This window comes from Holospora undulata HU1 (genome assembly GCF_000388175.3).
In the GTDB taxonomy this organism is placed as follows: Bacteria; Pseudomonadota; Alphaproteobacteria; order Holosporales; family Holosporaceae; genus Holospora; species Holospora undulata_A.
The window spans coordinates 1-16,441 of the sequence record NZ_ARPM03000119.1; the positions used below are offsets into that span (position 1 = coordinate 1).

Genomic DNA, 16,441 nt, shown 5'->3' on the forward strand with positions numbered 1-16,441 from the left:
GCGATTAACCAAGGAGTATGAAATAGGCGTTCAATCGGAAAAACACAGCGTTATGATCCCCCATTCAATGCTACTGATTCGTCGGTTGGCTTAACTGTGAAGACAGGTTCTACAAAATTCTCCTTTAAAAAATAACTTTATAACTTTTGTTTTTTGACACTACATCTTCGTGTAAGGCAGTGGCGCTAAAAAATCCAAAAACACTAAAGCTCTTTTTTTTTAAAAAAACACACAAAATCTGTCATGAAAATATAATAAAGAAATTTCTTCACTTCCCTTTATTTAAGAAAAATTTTTTCCCTGCCACACAAACAAATACTTTTCTTCTTTGTATTCTTGTCCGAAAAAATATAACATATACTATTCTAACTTAATTCTAAAAAACTTAATGTTTTTGACTAAACTGCGATGCATTATTTCTCATGCTTTCGAAACATTCTGCACGCCTGAACAAATTCGGAAAATAAGTTTTGATTTTGATGAAAATATTCTGGATGCCACTGAACTCCTAAACAAAACGGATGCTGAGTGTGTTCGATCCCCTCTATCACTCCGTCCGGCGACAGTGCGTTTATTCGCACCTCATGCCCCAAACGGTCTACACTTTGACAATGTGAAGAATTAACATCCAAATCTGAACATTTCAAGTATTGAGATAAATAAGTATCTGGAAGGATTTGAACCGAATGCACATTGTTTTTTGAAACGTTATGATTAGACACATTAGGAATTCTAGACAGATCTTGTATTAACGATCCCCCCAAAACTACGTTAATTAATTGCATTCCTCCGCAAATACCTAAGATAGGCATCTTTCGTTGAAGCGCTTCTTGACAATAAGCCCATTCAACTTGAGTTCTTTTGGAGTTTATAGGAAGATTACACTGCATACGCTGGTTGAAAAATTCCGGATCAATGGTAAATTTTCCACCAGCAATCATCACCCCGTGAGCAAACTGCATGTAAAACCCCACGTTTTTTATACTATAAGGAACAATCACAGGGGCACCCCCCTGCTTTTCTAATGCTGTGAGATAATTTTTCCTTAAAAAATATTTCGAATTATCATCATCTTCTTGAGCGTCTGGAATAACGACAATTAAGGGAACACAAATCACGAAGACGATCCATCAGATTCTGATATGTTTTCAAGAAACTTGGAAAAATCACTTCCGCACTGCTTATACCGAGTCTTCATGTCTCGTTTCTTTGCAGCCCTCATGTCTGTCCCTTCCACCACAAAATTCTCAATTTTCCCCCCTTTGGACAACCATTTGACAGAAATTTTAGCACCATTTGAAGCAAACACGTCTGTTACTACAGTGCAACTAATCCCTTCTCTTCCAGGGTAACATCTACTTTTATTAACATCTACTTTAAAATGATCCTCTAAATTCCCCTTAGGTGTGTAATATTTTTTAAGAATGTTATGATATGCCCTACAGACAGAACGAGTAAATTGTTTTTCGTACAAATTTTGCTGTTCTTGGGTAAGAGTTTTGTATTTCACAGGACAGCATCGCTGAGCCATTTTATTCATATCAAAAGTCTGTTGAATAAGATCTTGAACATCAGAAAAAGAAGCCTGCTTTGAAAGGAGCTGAACCAATTGGGTTCCAAATTCTCGAACACAGCTCACCGCTTCTTCTCGAGCTTTTTCCGTATCTAAAGAACACTGCTGATCATTATCAGCGTTCACCCAAGGAACGTGAACGAAACACGAACAAAAAACAAAAAAAATGTTAAATCGATACATAGAATAAAACACTACAAAATTTGAATACATTCTACACTAAATAAATCATCAACACAATATTTAAAAAAAAATTAACATATACGAAAAAAAATAGTAAAAAAATTTTCCCTTTTTTAAATAGTAAAAAAAATCTGAATACTCGAAATAAAAGTAGTTTTTTATTATTTATATTTTTTTATAAAAATAAAGTATAAAATTTTAACCTTTTTTTATTGTGCCTTCTATTGACAAAATGCTAAATAGAACGTTATGTTCATATTCACAATTAATCTGTCAATATAAGGTATGCGATTTTTATCTTTTAGAGAATTATCCCGAGAAGAGAGCACGTTGCTGAATAGATTGCGACAGGACAATATTTTAACTTCAGATCAAGAAAAAATTGTTTTGCTAGAACATCAACATTCTGGAGCAGACATTAAAAAGTTAATTTTGGATTGGGGAATTCTAAGCGAAGCAAAACTATTAGAATGGATTGCTTTGATTCATCGTTTACCTTATTTTAGTCTCAAGGATCCAAATATTCAGTTCGCATGGGACGCAGTCCCCTTAGAGTTACTGCACCAAGCATCAATTGTTCCAATTCGTGTAAAAGAAACGCTGTACGTGTTGATGCCCAAGGCTCAAGATCTTTCCTTACAAGATTTGGTTCGATGTTGCGTTAAAGTACCGTTTCAATGGGCCTTGGGGACAGTTTCTGAGATTCAAAATGCACTAAAACAATTTCAGAAAAAAGTTGATTTACATGATCTTTTTTCAGACCAACACCACTTTGACGATCAGGTCATAAGTCAATTTTTATACCACACTTTGCACAATGCTGTACACGAAGGGGTGTCGGATATTCATTTTGAACCAGAAAAATTTTCTGTTCGTGTGCGATACCGTTATGACGGTTTGCTTCACACTATTTGCTGTTTTCACTTGAGTTTTTGGAGCGCGACCTGTGTACAAATAAAAGTTTTATCTGGAATGGATATCGCAGAAGCACGCAATCCCCAAGACGGACGCTTTTCTTTTTCTTTAAGCAGCGGTTCTATCGACGTCAGAAGCGCAACGCACCCCACATATTACGGAGAGAATGTCGTACTGCGAATCCTAAATCGCAATCAAGAACTACGTTCTTTAAAAGAATTAGGTTACAACACCCCCACTTTGAAAAACATTACTCAATTACTTCACAAACCAGAAGGATTACTTGTGATTACCGGTCCAACGGGGTGCGGAAAAACTAGCACACTTTATGCCATGGTCCAAGAAATGGATGCAGAAGCATTAAATATTATGACGTTAGAAGAACCCATTGAGTACAAAATTGCAGGAATTCGACAAACAGAAGTAAAAGAAGAAGGGCCTATAACTTTTGCCAAAGGAGTAAGATCTATTTTACGCCAAGATCCCGATGTGATTTTGATTGGAGAGATCCGTAACGCAGAAACCGCAGCCATGGCCATAAGGGCTGCTATGACTGGACACCATGTTTTAACCACGATTCATGCAACTCACGTTTTGGGAGTTTTTTACCGTATGCTAGAATTTAACATTCCACTGACTATAGCTTCAGGATTAATTCATGGTGTAGTTTCCCAAAGATTGATTCGTTTATTGTGTCAACACTGCCGCCTTGAAAACTCTACCTCCATGCAAGAGGAAACTTTTCATGGAACAAACGCTGAGCTCTATCACCCCGCAGGATGTCAATGGTGCAAAGGAACGGGATATCTAGGACGTAAAGCAATAGCGGAAATTTTAGTTATGGATGAAGCTATAGAGTCTATGATTTTAGAACAACGCTCTTATTCTGAAATCAAACGCGCTTTGTACGCAAAGGGGTTTGAAGATTTAGCCATGCAGGGTAAAAAAATGGTAGAAAAGGGAGAAACAAGTTGGAGTGAGCTTAAACGAGTTTTAGGAATTTAAAGCAGAGTATGAAAAAGAAAAATAAAAAAATATATTATTACAAAGCGGTTAATAAATCTGGAATGCGTTGTAATGGGTGCGGCGTATACAGTTCTTATAATGCGTTATGTGCCGCACTAAACGGACAAAACCTAACCATTTTGCGTGCTTACCCAAGACCTCTTTGGATAAATCGCCTATATTTTCATCATGACGCTATTATCCACATATTAACAGGATTAGAATGGTCTTTAAGCACTGGTCAATCTTTGTCTATGGCATTAAAAAGTCTTGAAATAAAAGGAAAAGGAAGCCTTGAAATGATTTTGCAGGATGTTGTAATGCAAATTGCGCAAGGAAAACTTTTTTCTCAAGCTTGGAGTAAATATTCAGGACTCATCTCTCCTGTAGTTATTGCTTTTTTTCGTCAAGGAGAAAGTGCCGGTAATTTACAGTACGGTATTCAACAAGGAAGGGTGTATTTAGAAAGACGTCGCTCACTTCATCGCCAAATGAGTCAGGTTCTACGGCTTCCTTTTCTGAATTTGTGTGCCTGTATAGGTGCGGGCTATGTTTTGTATTGTGAAGTTGCTCAGTTCTTAATTCCTATTTTAATAGAAAAGCATTTTGAACTTTCTATATGGACCAAAGCGTTAATTTTTTTAGTAAATTTTTCCTGGAAAAGCTTTTTTCTAGGAATAGGGAGTGTAAGCGTACTTTTAAGTGGAGCTTATTTTTTATATCTTCCGTATTCAAAACGCAAAATACAAATTTTTTTGTTTCGTACACTTCCCTTTTACGCAGATGCCCAATATGCTCATGGTTTTGAAATTCTTTCCAGCCTTTTAAAGGCAAAAGTTTCTCTACTTTCTGCTCTTTCCATTACGCAAGAAGCTGTAACCTCTTTTTATTTTAAAGAAACTCTGCTTCATCTTAAAATTTTTATCCAAGAAGGAGGAAAATTTTCTGATGGGTGCACCGGATGGTTCTGTTTTTCCAAGCATTATATTCATCTTTTACGTTATGGACAAGACAACGGGCATCTTCAAGAAGCGCTACAACAAATCAGCGGATTATTAGCATTTCGTCTTGAATTTCGCATTCAAGGATGGATGCGCAGATTGCCTCTGTGGTGTCTTGTTATCGTGGCATGCTTGTTGTTATTTTTTGTAGAAAGTATATTTGTCCCTTTGTATGAAGTTCTGGAAAATATTTCTCATGGATAAAATAGTTTGTGTTATAGAGCCGCATCGCGCTATAGTTTACGACATTTGTTTGGGGAAAAGTGTTTTTCAAGAAGAACACTCTTTGGAAGAGCTCCCTTTCTTTTTGCAAACATTACGCGCCTGGAATCGGATATTACACGTCTTGGATTTAAGTTCTACAATGAGTTTTAAGTGGGAAAGATCGCCAGACGGACTAACATGGTGGGAACGTATGCAATGGTTTAGAGAAAAGATCAAACAATTTTCTCAAGACGGGCACCACAACTTATGGTCTATAAATCGCCGCCAACATTGGCTGTGGTATTTGAAAATTACAAAGCCTATTCTTCCCCAATGGATAGAACAAAAATTACAAGCTCAATGTGTTTCTCTTTTCTATCACAGCTATCCTCTAGAGCTTATTCGTAACGTTAAAATTCATTTTGATGCGTCTTACGAAAAATTTCAATGTTTTATTTTACAACGATTAGATAGTCCAAGTGTTTTTGCAGTATATTACGAAAACGTTCTTGTGTTTTTAAGACTTTTGTTTCCTATGCCACAAGAATCTTTAACGCAATTGATTCAAGAAACGGTTCGTCACGTAGAAGAAAGTTTTCATACGCATAATTTTGAATTTGTATATTTAGGCGATCAAGAGGCTGGTTTTTTAGATATTCATACCAGCATTTCAAAGGGGCAACATTATTACGGAGATAACTTAGAAAAATGGATGAAACAACATTCCATTTTTTCAGTGATGCGCTGTGAAAGTTTATTAGATCGTTTTGTTTTGGCTCAAGCTCCTTCTTATCAATCGTTAAAAGGGCAAGGAAAACGTTTTGTTTTAAACACGTTAGAGCCTAAGCTCCGTCGATTTTCCTGGATTCAAATTTTTCCTTTGGTAATTAGTTTATACATTTTCGTTTTTCAATGGCGATGGAAGGCAGAATTACAAAATTCTTACAATGACGTCTTGTGCCAATGGAAAAAATTACCTTGGAACGATAAACAATTTTTAGAAATAGAAAAAAAATTGCATGACCACCAAAAACAATATCTTCAAACCGTAACTTTTTTGCAACAAATGGAACAGGTGATACCAGAAAAATCTTTTCTTGAGACAATAGAATGGACAAAAACCAAAGGACTATACGGATTTAACTTTTCAAATTCCGATAAAATGTCACAAAAAAACTTATTGATGGCAGCCTGGAGACAACACATGCCTTCAAAATCCATAATCCAATGGAAAGAAAACCTTTCATCCTCTTTAAATGAAATGGAAGAATTGGATTATTGTGAAGGAGGATCTCCCTTTTCTGTGGATCCTTAAAAGATGATGGAAGAGATGATACGATGTATAAAGCTTCGGTTGGGATTGTTACTCTGGAGCTTAGGGCTGCTTTTTCAAGCAGGGCTTTTGTGTTGGGAATACAGAACGTTTTTAAGCATTCAAACTCTAAAAACAAAACTGTTTAAAACAAAAGGAATACTAAATCGTGCATCATTGTGGAAAATTCAAGCACCACTTCAATTGAATAAATTGATTGATTTTTCTCAAGAATTAAAAAAATACGCTGCACACTTTGACGAAATCGAAATAACATACAAAAACTTTTGCGAGCTAGAATCGTACATTGAACTGACGATAAGATTTAAGGTAAAGCACGATGATATATTTTGGAATTTTTTTAAAACTTTGTATACTTACCATAAAGGAAGGATTGAATCTATCTATCTTTCGTTATCCAGAGAAAAGGAAGAGCTTCTTGATCAAGATACGTCCCTGCCCTCTTTTCCTAAAAATGAAGCGTCAAATTTGCGTATAAACGGTCTTTATACGGCGCGCTACTACTGTTTTACCCCAGAAGGCTAAGGGTGTGATGTGGATGTTAGGCCTATCATTATTTTTTACTCATCCTTACACTTTTGAAAAAAAGCACCCATCTTCTTCAGAGCAAGTCAAACCTTCGATGACTGTTTTTGTTCTTCAAGGAATTTTTTTACGTCCAGACACACAAGAATGGATAGTTTGGATTAATGATCATCGATTAGATCATCTTTCCCAAAGGTCATTGCACGGCTGGTACGTTTTGAAGGTAGACGCTCACTATGTTGTATTAGAAAATAGTCGCAAACAACGTATAACATTGCAACTAAAACAATCAGTAACTGTCCCTGAGGGCTAGTAGCATACATTTGATTCAATAGATGATAAATACTGCTAGTCGCGCTTTGCTTCTTTAAGTTTTTCTAAGCTTGCGTTTTGTACATATTTCTGTAATGCTTTAAAAAAATGACCAAAAGTGTGTATGGACACAGAATACATTTGGCTGGGAATTGTTGGAATTTCCGGTGTTATTGCTTTATTGTACAGTGCAATCGTCACAAAAAAGATTCTTTCGCTCTCTGGAGGAACTTTGGAAATGCAGCGAATTGCACAAGCTATCCAGGAAGGAGCTCAAGCTTACCTGAAGCGTCAATTTTTGACTATATCGTTTGTTGGCGTTGTGATTGCCGGGCTTTTGTATCAAAGCTTGGGATGCCATGTGGGGATTGGGTTTACCTTGGGTGCAATCTTTTCTGGTATCAGTGGTTATGCAGGCATGAGCGTGTCTGTTCGCGCTAATGTCCGAACAACTCAAGCTGCTCGCTCTGGGTTAGCGCAAGGACTAGCAGTGGCTTTTCAAGCCGGTGCGATTACGGGATTCTTAGTAGTAGGACTGGCGCTTTTGGGAGTTGTAGGTATTTTTACTTTCCTTTCTTTTTTGGAAGTTACAGAGCGATTTCTTTTGGAAACTCTTGTTGCTTTCGGGTTTGGAGCCTCTTTGATTTCTATGTTTTCAAGACTCGCAGGAGGCATTTTCACAAAAGGGGCTGATGTCGGTGCAGATCTTGTAGGAAAAATTGAGCAAGGAATTCCCGAAGATGACCCTAGAAATCCTGCAGTAATTGCAGACAACGTAGGAGACAATGTGGGAGACTGCGCCGGAATGAGTGCAGATTTGTTTGAAACCTACGTAGTGACATTGGTTGCAGCACTTCAAATTGCGTTTTTAACTGCGCAAAACAATCGGGAATTGATGGTATATCCTTTAGTGGTTAGTGGTGTTTGCGTAATTTCTTGTGTACTTAGCACTTATGCGGTACGTCTTGGAAAGAAAGAAAATATCATGAATGCATTGTATAAAGGTCTGGGAACGGCAGTTGTGTTATCTATGGCAGGATTGACTGGTATAACATGGGCATTTTTTGGATTTGATCGCGTGCTGTACGATTCTGTCACAGGGGTGTCTCTTGTGTTAAGTGGAGCAGTAGGAATGATCGCCACAGGACTATTGGTTTGGATCACAGAATTTTATACTTCAACTTCTCATCGTCCTGTTCGAGAAATTGCCAATGCTTCTGTAACAGGCGCTGCAACAAACATTATTTGCGGCCTTGCAGTTTCTATGGAAGCATGTTTTTTGCCGGCTATCGTGGTATGTGCAGGAATATTGTCTGCTTACTCTTTTGCTGGACTATTTGGAATTGCACTGGCAGGGTCTAGTATGTTGGCGCTTTCTGGAATTATAATCGCTATTGATGCTTATGGTCCTGTAACAGATAATGCAGGAGGAATTGCAGAAATGGCAGGGCTTCCTTCATCAGTAAGAACGGTAACAGATTCCTTAGATGCAGTAGGAAACACGACAAAAGCAGTGACAAAAGGATATGCTATTGGCTCTGCTGCATTGGCTTCTTTGATTCTATTTTCTGCATACACCCAAGAGCTAAAACATTTTTTTCCCAGCCTGGACATCAATTTTAGTTTAAGTGATCCATTTTTGATAACGGGATTATTTTTGGGAGGAGCAATCCCTTACCTGTTTTCTTCTATGAGCATGAAAGCAGTGGGAAGAGCCGGAGCAGCCATCGTAGTAGAAGTAAGAAGACAATTTGCAGAAATCAAAGGAATTATGGACGGTTCTCAAGCACCGGAATATGGAAAAGCTGTGGATATATTGACAAAATTTTCTTTAAAAGCAATGATTATTCCTTCGTTACTTCCAGTAGTTTTTCCTCTTGGAGTTTACGGAGTCATTTCTTCTGGTTTTGGACAAGCCCAAGCTTTTAGTGCTCTTGGGGGGGTATTAATGGGGACAATGATTACAGGATTGTTTTTGGCTCTTTCTATGACTTCTGGAGGGGGAGCGTGGGATAATGCAAAAAAGTATATAGAAGCTGGAAACTTTGGGGGAAAGGGATCTTCTGCTTATCAAGCTTCCGTAGTGGGCGATACAGTAGGGGACCCGTACAAAGACACAACCGGTCCGGCTATGAATCCTTTTATAAAAATTGTTAATTTAGTAGCTCTGATGCTGTTGGCCTTTTTATAATTTTTATAATATTTTTTGTGTACCAAGCTTTTTAAACTGTTCTAAAATTTGAACTTAAAAAGGCACCTGAGTTTTTTCAGGTGCTTTTTTTTGTATATTTTTTTAAATTAGAAGAAATCCTGTGTTTGTGATTTTCTTTTTAGGAATCTTTTTCTTTTTTTAAAACTCCATCTCTTCGAATTTATCGCTTTTCGATTTCTTCTTGTTTTTTAAAAAATCCTTACTTTTTTTATTATTAAATTTTTCAATACTTTTTCTCAATCTATCTTGTGCCTCTAATAATATTTTATTTAATACAGCTATTTTTTTATTTTGAAGTTCTAGATCGGAATTTATAGAAGACTTATCTTTTTCTATCTTAGCTATCGCATCTTCTTGAGATTTTATATTTGACTCTAACAATTCAAGATTTTCTATTAACTTGTTTTTTGCTATTGATATCTTGAAATCATCTTCTCTTTTTTTATTTGGCGATGCATTTTTTTCCTGTAAATTTTTGATCTCTTCAAAAACATTTTTCATCCCATACTTTTCTACAATAGGATCATCGATAAATGATAAAATATTATCAATCGCTTGAACTAGAGAGCTCTCATTAAACTCGTCAATGAATTGTTTTGCTTTTCCTATAACCATCAATAAGCTGCTAAACTTCCTTGATTCAAGAGGAACAATATTTTTCACAGAAAGACCCAAGCTCTTTTTTTCAAGCTCTCTTTTTTTCTCTTCTTGAATCTCAATTTGGTTTTTGAGGTTTTGTACGCTTGCTTCATTAATATTGTCAAGATTTATTCCCAATCGCTTGCCCAGTTGGAACAATAAGTTTGTTTTATCACCCGAATCTTCCAATATTTCCCGAATAGTATTTTTTAGTTCTTTCGCGCTGTAAAAATTCAATAAAGAATCGCTCTTTTCGATGCTATTTTGAATTTCTTGAGGTAATCTTACTCCATTTTTAATTTCTAAAATTTGGCTTTCTAAATTAGCATTTTCTAAAACCAATTTATCCAATTTTTTTTTATTTTCAAGTTCTCTTTCTTTTTTTTCTTTTTCTTTATCTTCTCTCTCTTTTTCTTCTTTTGCTTTTTCTTCTTTTGCTTTTTCTTCTTTTGCTTTTTCTTCTTTTTCTTTTTCTTCTTTTGCTTTTTCTTCTTTTTCTTTTTCTTTTCTTAATTCCTCTTCTCTATTTTTTCTTTCCGTTTCTTGCTTAAGTAATTCTTCTGGGGAAGGCCCCGCAGGCTCCACTGGTTTTTTTTCTTTTGGAACTGGCCTCCTTCTGCCTTTTCCAAATCCGTTATCAGACGCAATCAATGCGAAAAACGCCATCACTATTAAAAAAAAATTTTTTTTCATTATGTATATTCATGACTAAAATTCACAAATACATGATAATAAAAAAAGATTAATTTATTATTTTTTCTATTTTTTTTTTCGATTAAAATAAAAATTTAATTTCTCGTATCTAGTATTAAAGATAAAAATTATTATATGAAAAGTATTATAATTTTTTATCGCTATATTTTTTCAAAAAATAACCTTAATTACAAGAAAATAAAACAATACCGTAATATAAATTTTTTTAAAAATTTTAACATTACGTTTTATTAGCATTATTAATACACTAAAAACAATATCTATGAAAAAAAATATAAGCTATTTTTGATAAAAATAGCTTTTAAAAAATTAGTTTAATTCGTTTTATCCGCAGCACCAAAGTGCTTCATTTTTCTTTTCTGCAAGCCTAGACTTCATTTTTGCTTCTACACCTTGCCATGTCTCTTTTGTCATTTCATCAATAAAACTTGGAAGACGTGAATTATGCGGGGAAGGCTTTGGGTCTACAGGAGTATCTGGCTTTGGGTCTACAGGAGTATCTGGCTTTGGGTCTACGGGAGTATCTGGCTTTGGGTCTACGGGAATTGGCTTTACCGGTACCACCGGTTTCCTCTTGGCATCAAGAACACTACTGAAAAACAATGTACAAACTAAAGAAAACATTAAAATTTCTTTTTTATTCATGCTTTATTTTATGACTAAAATTTACAAACATATGATAATGAAAAAAAATTAATTTACTGTTTTTTTTTAAAAACGCTTGAATTCATCATTATCATACCGTAAAATTGATGAAGTTATTTTGTTTCTTGATTTTTCATGAAATTAAAGTGTTTGAATATTCCTGCTAAGGAAATTTGTGTGCATCCTAATGTTACTTTTTCTAACTGTTCTCCTTTTGTGCTGATTGCAGGCCCGTGTTTGATGGAAAGTCGGGAATTAGCATTTGAAATTGCAGAGACTTTAATGAATATTTGCAAAAAGTTAAATATAGCTTTTGTATTTAAGGCATCCTTTGAAAAAGCCAACAGAACTGGAATAAAAGGACGTAGCACTTTATCTTTTAAAGAGGCGCTTGACGTTTTTTCCGATATTCGCTTTGTCTACGGATGCCCGGTGATTACAGATGTTCACGAACCTCATCAGTGCCAACCAATAGCTGAAGTTGTAAATATCTTGCAAATTCCTGCGTTTTTATGCCGTCAAACCGAACTATTAAAAGCAGCGATAAAAACCGGTGCGGTGTTGAATATTAAGAAGGGACAGTTTTTGTCTCCTCAAGAAATGCTTAAGGTTCATGAAAAAGTTTTGGCATTGGGCGGAAGCATTCCTTTGTTGTGCGAACGAGGCGCATGTTTCGGTTATAATCGGCTGGTAAGTGATATGCGAAGTTTACGGATTTTAGCTTCTAGGGGAAACCCTGTTATTTTTGACGCAACTCACTCAGTACAACTTCCAGGAGCAGGGGAAGACACCAGCCTTGGAGAACGCTGGTTCGTCGAACCATTATCAAGAGCAGCAATTGCTGTTGGAATAGCAGGTTTGTTTATCGAAACGCACCCAAATCCAGATCAAGCACTTAGTGATGGACCTAATATGGTTCCATTAGAAGAGGTTCAAAATTTTTTACTTCCCCTTATAGCGTTAGATCAGGTTACAAAACAATGGCCCTACCAAAATTTTTCTATTCCCCCTTTGCCTGGATAAGTTTTCTCTTATCAAGAGTGGGCTAAATTAGTCAATTTAAAAATTTTTAAAAGGTTAAATCTGTGTTTTAGTGCCTACAGAAAGATAGTACGTTTTGATACATTGTATAATAATTATTAACGCATTGCTTTAGGGTGAACAGTGTGTCAACTGTTTTTTGTGCAGATTTTCCAATATTAGATCGCTGAACAGGATCTGAGATTAAAAGCGCTAAATGTTGCGCCATAACACCTGTCTGCCCTACGGGAACTAAGTACCCATTTTCTCCAGAGATTATGGCGTCTTTATTTCCCCCCACATCTGTTGCCACAACTGCCAACCCTTGAGCCATTTTTTCTAATAAACTATTAGAAAACCCCTCTTCGTGGGAAGGGAATACTCCCATATCTGCATACTGTAACAAAAAAGTGGAATCACTAATTTCCCCTAAAAATCTGAAATGTGCTTCCAAACCTTGATTTTTAATTTCATTTTTCAAACAATCCACGTACTTATTGCAATCTCTTCCGGCCAATAAAAAGCAAAAATTACAGCACTCCAAAGACACCAAACTTTTCGCAACAAAAATCAAATCATGATGTCCTTTATAGGCCATAAAATTTGCAACATAAGCAATTTTAACCCAGTTTAAAGGAACTGTTTGAATTTCCAACAATTGTGTAGTTTCTTTTTGTAAGGAGTACGGCCTTACAGGAAGCCCATTAAAAATTTTACATACCTTTTGAAAAGGAACTCCTTCTTCAATCAGCTGTCGGCAAACTTCAGAACTGTTCCCCAAGGCCAGACAAACGCGCTGATGCAAAAATTTTTCTAATTTTCTCAGCACATATCGATGCTCTGAATAAAAATTCAAAGCACGCCGACTCATCAAAAAATGCTTGACTTTTTTATTTAAAAGACAAGCAAATCCAGCACTGCAATAAGCGCTAGGCAAAAATGCGTGAAGGATATCCACCCCCATAGATAAATGTTTTCTAAGGCACAATGTTCCTTGAATCCATCTGCGAACTTTTCCATATCGATCAGAGTTAGAAGAAAGTAAGCACGTCAAACCTATGCCTTGTTCCTTAAATAAAGGCCCCAAAGCTCCACTGTGATGGTGTAATATAAAAATGTGAACAGAAAACCATTTTTTCAACTCGGGAAGGAGAGATAAAAGATGCATTTCGCACCCTCCTCGATCTAATCCTGGAACCACATAAGCTATTTTAGGTTTGGTTATTGTGCTAAAAAAATCGTTATTCATTATAAATTTTTGTACTGTTTTTCTGCAAAACTCCAATCTAAACATCGCAATACTTTTTCCAAATAATCCTTTCTTTGGTTGTAGTAATCTACATAATATGCGTGTTCCCACAGATCTACTGTAAGCAAAGGGCGCTTTTTAGGAAATTCTATCCAAGGTAAATACGCGTTAGAAGTCGTTACGATCTCTAATGTATTTTTCTCTTCGTTGCAAATTAACCACATCCACCCGCTTCCAAACTGGGCCACTCCTTGATGAACACACTGCTCTATAAAATTTTCGAAGGTTCCAAAAGTTTTTTCCATCTGTTGAGATAAAACTCCTAACCCCCAAAAATTTCTTTCCGAAAAGGAAGTTAAGCTCTTCCAATAAAAATCATGAGCAATAATTTGTGCACTATTATTAAAAATTGGCCAGTGTTGCTCGTAATAACTTTTTTTTGCAACCTCTTCCAAATCCAATCCAAAATAGGAAGGATTTTGAGATATTAACTCATTAAGCTTATCCACATACCCCTTGTGGTGACGCTGGTAATGAAGTGTTAAAATTTTTTCAGAAAGCGCTGGTTCTAGCGCATTAAGTTCATAAGGCAGATCCATAAGAGAAAACACAAAAAATATCCTTTAATCCAACGCGTAGAAAAATATTTTATCCTAATATATCAAAAAAATCCAATCAAAAATTAAGCGTGTATTAGGGCGCTTTCTTGGGGTGAATCTCCAGTGCGTTTAGATAGAATTAAATCAAAACAACAAAACTACAATAAAACTAATTTTTAAATTTATAAATAGTGTGGATAGTTTGGTATCAAAGATGTAAAAATTGGGCAACAAAAAATTAATAAAAGAAGGTTGCCCACTGCCCCTTAAAAAGCCATAATTCAACACAGATTCTTTTTGTATTTTCCGTCACAACTCCATCGTTGTCTTTGGTTAGGTGCTATTTTAAGTCGGATTAATTGATTCTTTGGACTAATAAACATAAAATTGCAATGCTCCGATATTTACGAATCTCTCATAGTGGTTTATTTTTAGGTAAACGATAAAGGCAAACCAAAAATTTCATCGTGTTTCCTGGCAGCTTTTTTAACTAAAAATTTTATGAACCATCATAGCCACACCTTGCCTCCCCGCCCCGCTCCTTCTTTATTTTTTCGCAGTGTAATGAAGCTTTACAGTATTTTTTCCGTTGGAGCGATTCCCTTATTTTGGATTATTGCTAAGAAACGTCTTAATGCTAAAAAAGAAGATCCAAAAAAAGTACAGCACCGATTTGGAATCACCAATGTGCAGCGTCCCAAAGGCCCCATTATTTGGCTTCACGCAGCAAGTATAGGAGAAACCCGAATGGCACTAAGCATTGCATATAAGATTCTTCAAGATCATGAAAAGTCTTATATTCTTATCACAACTCAAACGCTGGGGGCACAAACCATTGTTGAAAATATCCCAAGAATCATTCACCAGATGGCTCCTTTTGACAGTCGTGTTTACGTAAAGCGTTTTTTTCTGTATTGGCGCCCTTCTTGCGCTTTTATTTTGGAATCAGAGCGTTGGCCTAACCTCCTTTACGAAGCCTTTAAACACCACATTCCATTAATTGGAATAAACACTCATGTTTCTGAAAAAAGTCTACGCCGTTGGAGCATCTTAAAACTATTTTTTTCTGAATTACTTGGACTTTTTTCTGTTTGTTTTACGCCCTCTAAAAAAATAAAAGAGTACTTAATGCACGCTTCTTTTGGAAAAGGTCTCATTCATTTATCCCCTTCCTTAAAATATGTTTTACCTTCTACTGTTTGTGCAAATACGCATAGTCCAGAAAAATTTTCTTCAGTATGGAGTAAAAAAAAATCTTTTTTTAAAGGACATCTCTATTGGCTTGCTTCTTGCATTCACGTTTGTGAAATTCCGATTATTCTTAAAATTCAAAAAAATTTATCAAAACAGATTCCTAATCTTTTGTTAATTTTAATCCCAAGACACCCCGATCGATTTACAGATTTTCCTAAAAATACAGCCTATCGGTCAAAAGAAGACTGCATTTTAGAAAAAACATCTTTGTACGTTGTTGATACTTTTGGAGAAACTCAAAAATTCTATCAAAGCGCTTCATTTTGCGTTCTGGGAGGCTCTATTACTCCTGAAGGGGGGGGGCATAATCTCATAGAACCTGTTGCTGAAGGGTGTGCCGTTATTCATGGCCCTTATTTCCACCATTGTCCAGAACTTTATTCAGCGTTTATAGAAAAAAAAGCCTCTTATCTTGCAAAAGATGTACAGACTTTGACAAAAATAATTCAAAATTTTTTAATTATTCCCCAGAATTCTAAAATACAATCACAACGTGCTTACGAAGTATACTGTTCTACACAAGAAGAAATACATAGTTATTTAGATTATATTTCTTCTATTTGTAAAGAAATAATTGTAAAAAAATAATTTATTTTAAGTCTTTTTGTTCTGATAATTAATTTAGGACGTGGGGGGGGGTAACATAAAATGTAAAAATTTTGGGAGCACTAGAAGCTCTTTTAATATGTGTTCAAAACGAATTAAGAATGAAAAATTTTTTGCTTCTTTATGAAAATATCAAACTCCCCCTCACTTTTTTGAAGGGGCTTTAAAAGATCTGAAAGAGAGGCTATTTTATTAAAAATTAACAACAATGTTTAATGCAAATGAACCTTCGTACTTATCGATCAGCGAAAGGTTCAGCATCCTGCGCTGATCCACAAGATGAACGCTCCAGCTTCAATAAAATCCAAGCTTGAACGCGTCAGGCGTTTTTTTAAAAGGACAAGGAATTGATTCTGGACTCTTCTCAAAAGCCTTGATATCAAGCATTTGGGAGCCAGTTCCTAAAATGCAATTTAATGCTCGATGGCACCAATTGGAAGTTTGGAACGCAG

Annotated in this window: 14 protein-coding genes; 8 read left to right on the forward strand and 6 right to left on the reverse strand. The window is 35.8% G+C overall.

Annotated features, from left to right (window positions below; translation table 11 throughout):
• Positions 1 to 413: 413 nt before the first annotated feature.
• Together K737_RS02755 and K737_RS02760 are read right to left on the reverse strand one after the other, a co-directional pair.
• Positions 414 to 1,118, reverse strand: coding sequence for a gamma-glutamyl-gamma-aminobutyrate hydrolase family protein (locus K737_RS02755; protein WP_006299059.1), 705 nt, complete (start codon positions 1,116 to 1,118; stop codon positions 414 to 416).
• Entirely contained in the window at positions 1,115 to 1,756 is a 642-nt protein-coding gene (locus tag K737_RS02760) for an ABC transporter substrate-binding protein (RefSeq protein WP_023491557.1), read from the reverse strand. Before K737_RS02760 ends, K737_RS02755 begins: the two co-directional genes overlap by 4 nt.
• Positions 1,757 to 2,086: 330 nt before the next feature.
• Between K737_RS02760 and K737_RS02765 the strand changes: the two genes are divergently transcribed.
• The 6 genes from K737_RS02765 (at position 2,087) to K737_RS02790 (ending at position 9,242) form a co-directional block, all read left to right on the forward strand.
• Entirely contained in the window at positions 2,087 to 3,676 is a 1,590-nt protein-coding gene (locus tag K737_RS02765; protein ID WP_200863593.1) for a GspE/PulE family protein, read from the forward strand.
• 8 nt (positions 3,677 to 3,684) lie between these two features.
• Positions 3,685 to 4,881, forward strand: coding sequence for a type II secretion system F family protein (locus K737_RS02770; protein ID WP_006299053.1), 1,197 nt, complete (start codon positions 3,685 to 3,687; stop codon positions 4,879 to 4,881).
• Positions 4,874 to 6,196, forward strand: a complete 1,323-nt coding sequence (locus tag K737_RS02775) for a hypothetical protein (RefSeq protein ID WP_006299051.1) — start codon at positions 4,874 to 4,876, stop codon at positions 6,194 to 6,196. Before K737_RS02770 ends, K737_RS02775 begins: the two co-directional genes overlap by 8 nt.
• 15 nt (positions 6,197 to 6,211) lie before the next feature.
• A complete protein-coding gene (locus K737_RS02780) occupies positions 6,212 to 6,739 on the forward strand; it encodes a hypothetical protein (RefSeq protein WP_152531055.1) in 528 nt (175 codons plus the stop codon).
• Positions 6,740 to 6,743: 4 nt separating this feature from the next.
• A complete protein-coding gene (locus K737_RS02785) occupies positions 6,744 to 7,052 on the forward strand; it encodes a hypothetical protein (RefSeq protein ID WP_162480172.1) in 309 nt (102 codons plus the stop codon).
• Between the two features lie 123 nt (positions 7,053 to 7,175).
• Positions 7,176 to 9,242 carry a sodium-translocating pyrophosphatase gene (locus K737_RS02790; RefSeq protein WP_006299045.1) on the forward strand — a complete coding sequence of 689 codons (2,067 nt, stop codon included), beginning with the start codon at positions 7,176 to 7,178 and terminating at the stop codon, positions 9,240 to 9,242.
• A gap of 159 nt (positions 9,243 to 9,401) precedes the next feature.
• On the opposite strand, the gene K737_RS02795 is transcribed toward K737_RS02790, so the two are convergent.
• Both K737_RS02795 and K737_RS10255 read right to left on the reverse strand, forming a co-directional pair.
• Complete coding sequence (locus tag K737_RS02795) at positions 9,402 to 10,595, reverse strand: hypothetical protein (RefSeq protein WP_006299043.1); 1,194 nt, start codon at positions 10,593 to 10,595, stop codon at positions 9,402 to 9,404.
• A gap of 345 nt (positions 10,596 to 10,940) precedes the next feature.
• A complete protein-coding gene (locus K737_RS10255; protein WP_006288086.1) occupies positions 10,941 to 11,261 on the reverse strand; it encodes a hypothetical protein in 321 nt (106 codons plus the stop codon).
• A gap of 135 nt (positions 11,262 to 11,396) precedes the next feature.
• On the opposite strand from K737_RS10255, the gene kdsA reads away from it, so the two are divergent.
• Positions 11,397 to 12,284 carry a 3-deoxy-8-phosphooctulonate synthase gene (kdsA, locus tag K737_RS02805; protein ID WP_006288085.1) on the forward strand — a complete coding sequence of 296 codons (888 nt, stop codon included), beginning with the start codon at positions 11,397 to 11,399 and terminating at the stop codon, positions 12,282 to 12,284.
• 67 nt (positions 12,285 to 12,351) lie between these two features.
• Here kdsA and K737_RS02810 read toward each other — a convergent pair whose 3' ends face one another.
• Both K737_RS02810 and K737_RS02815 read right to left on the reverse strand, forming a co-directional pair.
• Positions 12,352 to 13,530, reverse strand: coding sequence for a glycosyltransferase (locus tag K737_RS02810; RefSeq protein WP_024161398.1), 1,179 nt, complete (start codon positions 13,528 to 13,530; stop codon positions 12,352 to 12,354).
• Positions 13,530 to 14,141, reverse strand: coding sequence for a superoxide dismutase (locus K737_RS02815; protein ID WP_006288082.1), 612 nt, complete (start codon positions 14,139 to 14,141; stop codon positions 13,530 to 13,532). Before K737_RS02815 ends, K737_RS02810 begins: the two co-directional genes overlap by 1 nt.
• Positions 14,142 to 14,630: 489 nt before the next feature.
• Here K737_RS02815 and K737_RS02820 point away from each other — a divergent pair, with 489 nt between their 5' ends.
• On the forward strand, positions 14,631 to 15,971 hold the full coding sequence (locus tag K737_RS02820; RefSeq protein WP_006288080.1) for a 3-deoxy-D-manno-octulosonic acid transferase: 1,341 nt from the start codon (positions 14,631 to 14,633) through the stop codon (positions 15,969 to 15,971).
• Positions 15,972 to 16,441: the final 470 nt, after the last annotated feature.

What these genes read in the sequence shown, in the direction of transcription:
- K737_RS02795 (WP_006299043.1), bottom strand. Translation starts at nt 10,595, where the DNA reads ATGAAAAAAAATTTTTTTTTAATAGTGATGGCGTTTTTCGCATTGATT.
- K737_RS02770 (WP_006299053.1), top strand. Translation starts at nt 3,685, where the DNA reads ATGAAAAAGAAAAATAAAAAAATATATTATTACAAAGCGGTTAATAAA.
- K737_RS02780 (WP_152531055.1), top strand. Translation starts at nt 6,212, where the DNA reads ATGATACGATGTATAAAGCTTCGGTTGGGATTGTTACTCTGGAGCTTA.
- K737_RS02760 (WP_023491557.1), bottom strand. Translation starts at nt 1,756, where the DNA reads ATGTATCGATTTAACATTTTTTTTGTTTTTTGTTCGTGTTTCGTTCAC.
- kdsA (WP_006288085.1), top strand. Translation starts at nt 11,397, where the DNA reads ATGAAATTAAAGTGTTTGAATATTCCTGCTAAGGAAATTTGTGTGCAT.
- K737_RS02810 (WP_024161398.1), bottom strand. Translation starts at nt 13,530, where the DNA reads ATGAATAACGATTTTTTTAGCACAATAACCAAACCTAAAATAGCTTAT.
- K737_RS02790 (WP_006299045.1), top strand. Translation starts at nt 7,176, where the DNA reads ATGGACACAGAATACATTTGGCTGGGAATTGTTGGAATTTCCGGTGTT.
- K737_RS02775 (WP_006299051.1), top strand. Translation starts at nt 4,874, where the DNA reads ATGGATAAAATAGTTTGTGTTATAGAGCCGCATCGCGCTATAGTTTAC.
- K737_RS02820 (WP_006288080.1), top strand. Translation starts at nt 14,631, where the DNA reads ATGAACCATCATAGCCACACCTTGCCTCCCCGCCCCGCTCCTTCTTTA.
- K737_RS10255 (WP_006288086.1), bottom strand. Translation starts at nt 11,261, where the DNA reads ATGAATAAAAAAGAAATTTTAATGTTTTCTTTAGTTTGTACATTGTTT.